At 39.5% G+C, this 8,420-nt stretch carries 8 protein-coding genes and 2 tRNA genes; 1 reads left to right on the forward strand and 9 read right to left on the reverse strand.

All coding sequences use genetic code 11. The features are described from left to right. Positions 1-4: 4 nt before the first annotated feature. From ACTCNA_RS05270 to tamL, 8 genes are all read right to left on the reverse strand, one after another. Positions 5-76, reverse strand: a tRNA-Thr gene (locus ACTCNA_RS05270). Positions 77-140: 64 nt separating this feature from the next. Continuing rightward, positions 141-213 (reverse strand) — tRNA-Gly (locus tag ACTCNA_RS05275). Positions 214-460: 247 nt separating this feature from the next. Then, positions 461-763 (reverse strand): ribosome hibernation-promoting factor, HPF/YfiA family, encoded by a 303-nt coding sequence (hpf, locus tag ACTCNA_RS05280; RefSeq protein WP_462946852.1) that lies wholly within the window; start codon positions 761-763, stop codon positions 461-463. A gap of 12 nt (positions 764-775) precedes the next feature. Further along, a complete protein-coding gene (locus ACTCNA_RS05285) occupies positions 776-1,660 on the reverse strand; it encodes a tyrosine-type recombinase/integrase (RefSeq protein ID WP_462946853.1) in 885 nt (294 codons plus the stop codon). A 36-nt stretch (positions 1,661-1,696) separates the two neighbouring features. Then, positions 1,697-1,888, reverse strand: a complete 192-nt coding sequence (gene rpsU / locus ACTCNA_RS05290; RefSeq protein ID WP_073166136.1) for a 30S ribosomal protein S21 — start codon at positions 1,886-1,888, stop codon at positions 1,697-1,699. A gap of 112 nt (positions 1,889-2,000) precedes the next feature. Then, positions 2,001-3,116: a helix-hairpin-helix domain-containing protein gene (locus ACTCNA_RS05295; protein ID WP_462946854.1), complete on the reverse strand. Its 1,116-nt coding sequence runs from the start codon at positions 3,114-3,116 to the stop codon at positions 2,001-2,003. Between the two features lie 110 nt (positions 3,117-3,226). After that, on the reverse strand, positions 3,227-4,588 hold the full coding sequence (locus ACTCNA_RS05300; RefSeq protein WP_462946855.1) for a sodium-dependent transporter: 1,362 nt from the start codon (positions 4,586-4,588) through the stop codon (positions 3,227-3,229). 120 nt (positions 4,589-4,708) lie between these two features. Next, positions 4,709-7,033: a translocation and assembly module lipoprotein TamL gene (gene tamL / locus ACTCNA_RS05305; protein ID WP_462946856.1), complete on the reverse strand. Its 2,325-nt coding sequence runs from the start codon at positions 7,031-7,033 to the stop codon at positions 4,709-4,711. A gap of 108 nt (positions 7,034-7,141) precedes the next feature. Between tamL and ACTCNA_RS05310 the strand changes: the two genes are divergently transcribed. Further along, positions 7,142-7,909, forward strand: a complete 768-nt coding sequence (locus ACTCNA_RS05310; protein WP_462946857.1) for a TrmH family RNA methyltransferase — start codon at positions 7,142-7,144, stop codon at positions 7,907-7,909. Between the two features lie 4 nt (positions 7,910-7,913). On the opposite strand, the gene porT is transcribed toward ACTCNA_RS05310, so the two are convergent. Further along, positions 7,914-8,420 (reverse strand): type IX secretion/gliding motility protein PorT/SprT (gene porT / locus ACTCNA_RS05315; protein ID WP_462946858.1); only part of this gene is annotated, 507 nt, incomplete at its 5' end.

Raw genomic sequence — 8,420 nt, forward strand, 5'->3', positions numbered from 1 at the left:
ATTGAGCCGAAGACGAGAATTGAACTCGTGACCTCATCCTTACCAAGGATGCGCTCTACCCCTGAGCTACTCCGGCTTAAATACACAAAGAGACAGAAGTTAAAAGTACCCTGCTTAAAACTTCAATCTCATTTTTTTTGAGCGGGAGACGGGATTCAAACCCGCGACCCTTAGCTTGGAAGGCTAATGCTCTATCAACTGAGCTACTCCCGCAAATTGCATCCCGGTAAAAACGCGGTGCAAAAGTACAAAATTTTACAAAACAGAATGACAAAATTTTGTCTTACTGAATATCAATGTAATTTTTGTTCAGATTTTTCAAAATATTTCAAACTAAAATATCGCCCAAACCATCAAACTACTTTAATTTCAGCTGTTTCTGGAACGCCCCTAAAATGGGTGTGCAAATGTAAAAATATTATTTTAAAAATCTAAAAAACGAGAACCAAAAAATTAAATATTATTGGTTTTTAAGTTTTTCTTTATATTTAGTTAGTTGTTTCCGAATTGCATCAACGGCCAGGTCGGTTGCTTCCTCAAATGTATCTGCCTGTTTTTTTGCAAATAAGTAACCATTGGCCGGGATTGAGAGCTTTATTTCAGAAATTTTATTCCGGGCAGTTTCGGGTTTAAGGACTTTTAATGTTACCTCAGCGTTAATAATACCATCGAAGAAGGTGTCGAGTTTTCCAACTTTTTTATTAACGAACTCATCCAACTTTTTATCAGTTGTAAAATGTACTGAATTAATAATTATTTCCATAGTAACACTTTTTTAGCCCCTTGGATGGGCTTGTTTGTAAATATCATGTAGTTTCTCAAATGTAGTATGCGTATAAATCTGGGTGGCAGCCAAACTGGAATGTCCCAAAAGTTCTTTAACGGCATTCAGGTCGGCACCTTTGTTTAGCAGGTGCGTTGCATACGAATGACGTATAACGTGAGGGCTTTTTTGCTCAAATGATGTCACATATTCCAAACTTTTTTTCACCACTCTGTAAATTAGTTTTTCGTAAACAGGCTTTCCTTTTTCAGTAACCAGTAAAATATCCGGAAAGTAACCAATTTCCCTGTTTCTTATTTCAAGGTATTCGAACAGTAAATTGTTCATTTCTCTCGGGTAGGGAATTATTCTTTCTTTTTGTCTTTTTCCCAGCACCTTTACAAGATAATTCTTCGTATCAAAGCTGGAACCTTTGAGTTGCATTAATTCTGCCAGTCGAATTCCCGTTGCATAAAGCAGGGCTACTATCAGTTTATCGCGCACGCCTCTGAAGTTGCCCGGGAAAAAACCATCGTCAAGCAAATGATGCAGGCTTTCTTCTTCAACAAAACCGGGTAATTTTTTTCTAACCTTTGGTAGTGGAAGGTTAACTGCGGGATTGGTTTCAACGACTTTTTCTTTCATCAGGAAGCGAAAGAAAGCTTTAACGGTGGAAACTTTCCTGTTAACGGAACGGGGTGATAATTGTTTCTCCATCAAGCTCACTATCCAGGTGCGGACAAGTTTTGAATCTACCCTATTAACATCAAATTCCCCGATCATTTCGGTGATAAAACACACAAATTGATCGAGGTCTTTTTTGTAAGCCACTACGGTATGAGGGGATGTCCTCTTCTCATACCTTAAATAGTTGGTAAACGATTCCTGATAATTCATTAATCTCCTGCACTAATATCAGGAACCACTAATTCTTTAGTCTTCCTGACGTTGCAAATTCTCTATATAAGCAGCTTTCTTTAACTCTTCCCTTCTTCTTTCCGAAGGTTTTGTATACTTCTGACGGTCGCGTAGTTCTTTTACGACTCCCGTCTTTTCAAATTTGCGCTTAAACCTTTTTAAGGCCCTTTCAATGTTTTCGCCTTCTTTTACCGGAATAACAATCATTTTCTACTCCTTTTTTTAAAAATTGAGGCGCAAATTTAGAAATTATTCCTACTAATTCAAATTTAATGGAAAAAAATAATAAAACCTAAATGGTTTATTGATTTAATCTTTTTTAACGACAGCTAATGTAAACTTTTACCGCATCGAAAACAACGGAATCACCTGGTAAACTTTGAATTAGTTGGTCAAATGAACTAAAAGGGCCATTTTTTTCACGATAATCGAGCAATGCTTCAACATGTTCATTCTCAAAATACGGATGCCGCAATAAATCAGAATATTCTGCAAAGTTCACACGTATTTTTTTGATCCTGGACGAATCGATCACAATATTATCAGCAATATTGTTGTAGGTTTCCTCCGGAAAGTTATAAACCTCAAGCAGTTGTTCTTTTTTGTAAAAGCCACCAAGCAAATCGCGGTATTTCAAAATCCGTTCGGCAAACACTTCCCCCACTCCGGGTAACTGCATCAATTCAGCTTTCCCGGCAGAATTCAATTCAACTTTTATAACGCGAACTGGGTTCTCTTCATTTTTAGTAAAATCGTTTTTGGGGACAGTTTTAATCCGGATATTTTCTTTAATGATGTTGTAGAAAGCGGTGTCAACTCCATAAATTTTCAAAACATCTTCAGACGTAGAAAAAAAGCCTCCGCTTTTGCGGTAACTTATCAGGTTGGAGGCCTGAAAACTGTTGAACCCAAATTCGGACAAAGTGATTGAGTCGGCTGAATTGGGGTCGAATGTTCCGGTATAAGACTTTGGCAATTCCCGGCTATCGGCTGGTTTAGGTTGCTCCACACGGGGAACACTTCCCGGAATTACTATAAATTTTTCTATTCGTTTGAAAATGCTGTCGTTCATTCCATAAATTTTGGCCAAATCTGTTGGGGCTTCAAATTTTCCTCCGGCCGACCTGTAACTCAGCAAATTATTTTTCACAAATTCAGGAATGGAAAGTGAGTCAAGCTGTTCTTTCGTTATAGTATTGGGGTTAAACGTAAAAAGTTTTTTCGATTCCAATTCACGTTTTTTCGTGCGTTCCCATTTTTCAAGGGCTTCTTTAAACTCGGAAAAATCATAGTCTGCTCTCAGGTTTAAATTGTTGACTATAATTATTCCGGAGATCAACAACAAAATTATAACTACTAAAACTATTATTCCGTTTCTGTCTTTTTTTGAAAAACGAAAATATTCTTTAACCAATTGCCGAAAGGGTTTCTCCATTTTTGCATTAACAGGATGAAAAAATTAACAAGCCTGCTCAAGTTATAACTTTTATAGCGTAAATGTAAAAAGGAAATACAAAATATGTTCAAAAAAAATAAATTTAAACTTTAAAAATTGATTACCCCAACACCCTGCAAAAAGATGAATGCAATGGCCAACGGTGCAATAAATTTAATAATAAACATGTATAGTGGAATGTAACCCGCCTTTAACGATCCGTTATTCGACAATTCGTTTTTTACTTTATCCCGTCCCAGGAACCAGGCTACAAACAGAACTATAAACAAACCACCTAAAGGCAACAGGATATTTGCCGAAGTAAAGTCCATCAGCCCGAAAACGGTAAACCCGAAAATAGTAAAATCGGACATTGAACCTGAAGAAAGTACACACATAATTCCCAGCACAGAAACAGATGATGTGGCCAGCCATGTTGCCGCTTTTCGCTTCATTTTGAGTTCTTCAACAAAAAAAGCAACAATAACTTCCAAAACCGAAATTGTTGAAGTGAGCGCAGCAACACCGAGAAGAACAAAGAACATGAGCGAAAAGAAGTATCCTCCCGGCATTTGTTGAAAAATATTAGGCAGTGTAATATATACCAAACCGGTCCCCTCGCTGGGATTGATATTGAATGCAAATACTGCTGGGAAAATGGCAAGACCAGCCATTACTGCAATAAAAGTGTCGGCAAATGCAACCGAAAAAGCTGTTGAGCCCAAATTATCATTCTTTTGAATATAAGAACTATAAGTTATTAAAGTCCCCATCCCGATACTCAGGGAGAAAAAAGCCTGCCCCAAAGCCTCGAGCACAGTAGAAGGCGTTATTTTACTAAAATCGGGCTGAAATAAAAAGGCAATACCTTTTTCGGCTCCGGGCAGTGTCACAGCACGAATGACCAGTGCTAACAACAGTATTAACAAAACAGGCATTAAAATTTTGGAATATTTTTCAATCCCTTTTTGTACCCCTGCCATTATTATGGCTGCCGTTAATCCCATGAAAACAAAAAACCAAAGTAAAGGCCGCCATGTTCCTCCAATAAATGAATCGTACATTCCGCTGAGTTGCTGGGGCGACTTATTGGCAAAACCATTAATTACCGACTGGTAAATATATTCGAGCGTCCAACCCGCAACGGTGGTGTAGAATGCTAAAATCATAAACGCAGCAACCACTCCCATTAAACCAATAAGATACCACGGCCGACGGGGAGCCAGTTTTCGGAATGAGCCAAAAGCATTTTTCTGTGCACTGCGCCCAATAGTAAACTCAGAAAGCATCACCGGAATGCCGATGGCCACAATAAACCCCAGGTACATAATTATAAAGGCAGCTCCGCCATTCTCACCTGCCACATACGGGAAACGCCAAATATTTCCCAGTCCTATTGCCGAACCGGCAGTGGCTGCAATAACGCCAAACTTTGAACCAAATGAATCACGATTAGAAGGAAGATCTGCCATTTTACCCTGGAATTAAATAATTTCTACTCTGTTTACTTACATTCATTAAGCAAAGCGGGGCTAAAAATGCAAAAAATAATTCATTGCAAAAGCAGAAAATAAAAAAGTAATTCTTTTTTTTCAGAATGGATAACCTATTGCAAATGCAAAATTAAAATCGTCGCTGGTGTACCTTCTGTGTCCAATAATCCAGCCATTGCCTGTGGGTTGGGAAGGATCGCGAAGTTTCATTCCCACATCGACACGGAAAATAAAATAGTTAAAATCGAATCGGAACCCGGTGCCGGTGCCTAAGGCCAGCTGCCTGTAAAAACTGTTCAGTTTAAACAGGGCACCGGGGCGGTTATCCTTGCTATTGATTGCCCAGATATTTCCGGCATCTAAAAACAGTGCCCCTTCCAAAAATCCCATGAGGTTATACCTGTACTCCAGGTTCACTTCCAGCTTAATATCAGCCGACTGGTTAGGGTAAGCATCCTCGGGAGCTTTATAAGTGCCCGGTCCCAAAGAACGGACTTGCCAGGCCCTGATACCATTGGCACCACCGGTAAAGAATTTCTTTTCGAAAGGCAGAATGTCAAAATTACCGTATGGCAGGGCAGCCCCTAAAAACGCGCGACCAACCAATGTGTTGTATTTATCAAATGTATAACCATACCTGAATTCAACATCGGATTTTACATATTGGGCAAAACGAGTGCCCAACAACCTGTAATAACTTGATGAAACTACTCCCAAACTGTCAATTTCCTGATTTTTAGTCCTGTTGGTTACCGATGAATACAGCCCGAGTAAATTTCCTGCCGACTCCACGTTAAACCGAAAATAAGAGTAGCTCTTCTTTGTTCCCAGTTGTTGGGTATTATATACCAGGGAATAGTTCATCGCCATAATCAAATGGTCGGTAAAACTACTTTTAATGTAAAGGTCTTTAATAAAATTGATAAAGCCCGGATCGAACTGGTAAAGATTTACAAGGTTAAAGTCAACAATGTTCCAGGTATGCTCCAGGTATTCCGATGTTTTCCAGTTGTAACCAAATTTCACATTCGAAATGGTTCGGGTGTATTCTGGCCTTCGTTGAAAATTATAGCCAAGTGTTACTACGGTTTGAGGCAAGACGTCACGAAACGCATTAATTGCCTGTCCCGGCCCGATTAGTTTAGGGAAAGTCAACTTCGATTCAACCCCCAGTTCGCGGGTGTTAAAATATTCAGACATCTCATCCACCACTCGCCGCTGACGTTCGATTGCCCCTTTAAAATTCAGCTGAAAAAGTTCGGCACCCCTGAACAGGTTTCGGTGCCGGTAATTAATATTTCCGGCCACTCCCAGGTTGCCTGAAGTGTTTGTCCCTTCAACATCGAACGAAATTGCCTGTTTGCTCAAAGGGGCCAACCGTATGTTACAATTTAACAAATTGGTGTCCTGCAAATGAGCTGGTTTGTTAAACTGGACATCAATAAAACGAAACCGACGCAATCGGTTAAAGGCATTAAAAGTGCTCCTTGCATCATCCAAACGGTACAAAGAGCCGCTTTCCATTTGCAAAAGATTTTTAAACAAAGCGGGACGGTAAAACAGCTCAGAATTTTGGTATAAGGTGAGTTTGCCCAGCCTTGTTGTATCCGTAAAATTACTTTCCGACCCCACTTCGGAAGTTACCGGCCCGGATCCCGGCAATACTGAAATGGTAAAATCATTGAGATACTGCGGTTGATAACTTTTCAATGAATCCTGGCCTATAAACAAATCGAGAACAATTTCTTTTTCAAACCTGCTGCTGTCAGCAATATAACTCACATCATCTTTATTAAAATAGAAATACCCTTTGTTCCGGTACAGATCCACAATGTCTTCCCGCTGTTCTTCAAGCCTGTTAAAATCGAATGGGGTTCCCGGTGAAATCAATATTTCTGATGAGTCTTTATAAAAATGAGCCTCTAAAGCGGAGTCGGAAATATGATAATTCAAGGCTCTGATTTTGTATTGATCGCCGGTTTTAATTTTATATTTTACATTGGCCTTCTGTTTGTTTTCTTTAAACTCAACTTCGGTGTCAACACTGGCCCTGAAATACCCCTTGTTTCCTAAATACTGCTTTAAACGCTCCTGCGAGGCAAGTACCAGCGCCTCGTCGTAAATAACGGGTGGCTCACCAATACGTTTCAGCCAACCTTCCTCTTTTTTCTTTGAAGATAAATTATAGAGCCACAGGTGAAACTTGGCAAACCCAAGAATTTTGTAATTCTCCTTTTGCCGGATATACGACTTGGCTTCTTCTTTATCAATGTTTGATTTTTCAACTTCAATATCTACTTTATTCAAAAGATATTCATCCTGCGGAACAAACTTCACAGGGGAGCAAGAGAACAAAAAAATTGCAAGTACAAATGCAATTATTTTTCCCGGAAATGTACTATTTAACAGATTTCTCTTATTCAAAATACCGAGTTAATTTTACCATGCCTGTTTCTCACAAAAATAATGAAGTGTTTTAGATGTAAACAGTAACTTTGAAACATTTATTTTGCACGGAATAACCATTAAAAAATGATTAGCAAAAATACAATAAAACTCATAAAATCGCTTGCCCATAAAAAATACAGGCAAAAGCACGAGCTGTTTTTAGTTGAAGGCGAAAAAAATGTGCTGGAAGTGCTCGATTCTTCGCTTCAGGTAACCCACCTTTTCGGAACCGCACGGTTTCTGCAAAATAATTCAGGACGAATCACTAAAGCTGATATTGTTGCCGAAGCCGCAACCGACGAAATAAAAAAAGCAAGCCTTTTAAAAAATCCGCGGGATTGCTTGGCACTTTGCGCTTTGCCAAAAGAAAATTCCCTTCCTGCCCAATTGGGTTCTTTCACTTTTTATTTAGACAGCATTCAGGATCCGGGGAACTTAGGTACAATCATACGCACCTGCGACTGGTTTGGGGCAAATACAATTTTTTGTTCACCCGACACTGCCGACATATTTAATCCCAAAGTAATCCAGGCAACAATGGGATCTTTCGCCAGGGTAAATGCCATTTACACTCCCTTTGCTCAACTGGCTGAAATTGCGACCCAATCGCAAGCTGAGGTAATGGGCACTTTTATGGATGGTGAAAACATTTACAACACACAACTCCCCGAAAAAGCAGTAGTTATTTTAGGAAATGAAGGAAAAGGAATAAGCCCTGAGGTGGCAGCAAAAGTTGAGCGAAAATTGAGTATTCCCCGTTTCCACAATGAAAATAAAGGCCCTGAGTCGTTGAATGTTGGCGTAACAGCAGCCATTATTTGTTCAGAATTTAAAAGGCGAAAAACGTTTTGAAAGTTTACTCAAAATGGAAACAAAGGGTGAAAATATTGGAACGCAAACTTTGGAAAGCATGTGTGTAATATTTTCTCTGATTATTGCCTTGCGGCGGATCTCCCAACTGATTATTGAGTCCTAAGCTCACTTTGGCTTCAACTGAAAACCGGAAAAATGTAAAGTAGTGATCCCATCCTGCACCAATTTCGGCATAAAAACCTCCGCTTGTTAACCTGACGAGGTCATCTCCGCCTGTGCGCGAAATATCCTGCCGGTATGCCCCGCCAAATATCACATAAGGCCTGTCGTTATTAATTCGCCGGGCTTTGTATTTTATCAGCAAAGGGAAATCGAGAAAAGTGGATTTTATGGAATAATCGTACGATAAATTTGAGAAACTGCTTGTATTATAATCAACTACTAATTGGTTATAGGTGAGAATCCGCTCTCCAAACGACAGGCCGGGAAGAAAACGCAGGTTCAAATCGCGGGTAAGCCGCAGGCTGGAAACAATTCCAACAGTAAAGCC

The organism is Tangfeifania sp. (assembly GCF_055108615.1).

What these genes read in the sequence shown, in the direction of transcription:
- hpf (WP_462946852.1), bottom strand. Translation starts at nt 763, where the DNA reads ATGGAAATAATTATTAATTCAGTACATTTTACAACTGATAAAAAGTTG.
- ACTCNA_RS05285 (WP_462946853.1), bottom strand. Translation starts at nt 1,660, where the DNA reads ATGAATTATCAGGAATCGTTTACCAACTATTTAAGGTATGAGAAGAGG.
- rpsU (WP_073166136.1), bottom strand. Translation starts at nt 1,888, where the DNA reads ATGATTGTTATTCCGGTAAAAGAAGGCGAAAACATTGAAAGGGCCTTA.
- ACTCNA_RS05295 (WP_462946854.1), bottom strand. Translation starts at nt 3,116, where the DNA reads ATGGAGAAACCCTTTCGGCAATTGGTTAAAGAATATTTTCGTTTTTCA.
- ACTCNA_RS05300 (WP_462946855.1), bottom strand. Translation starts at nt 4,588, where the DNA reads ATGGCAGATCTTCCTTCTAATCGTGATTCATTTGGTTCAAAGTTTGGC.
- ACTCNA_RS05310 (WP_462946857.1), top strand. Translation starts at nt 7,142, where the DNA reads ATGATTAGCAAAAATACAATAAAACTCATAAAATCGCTTGCCCATAAA.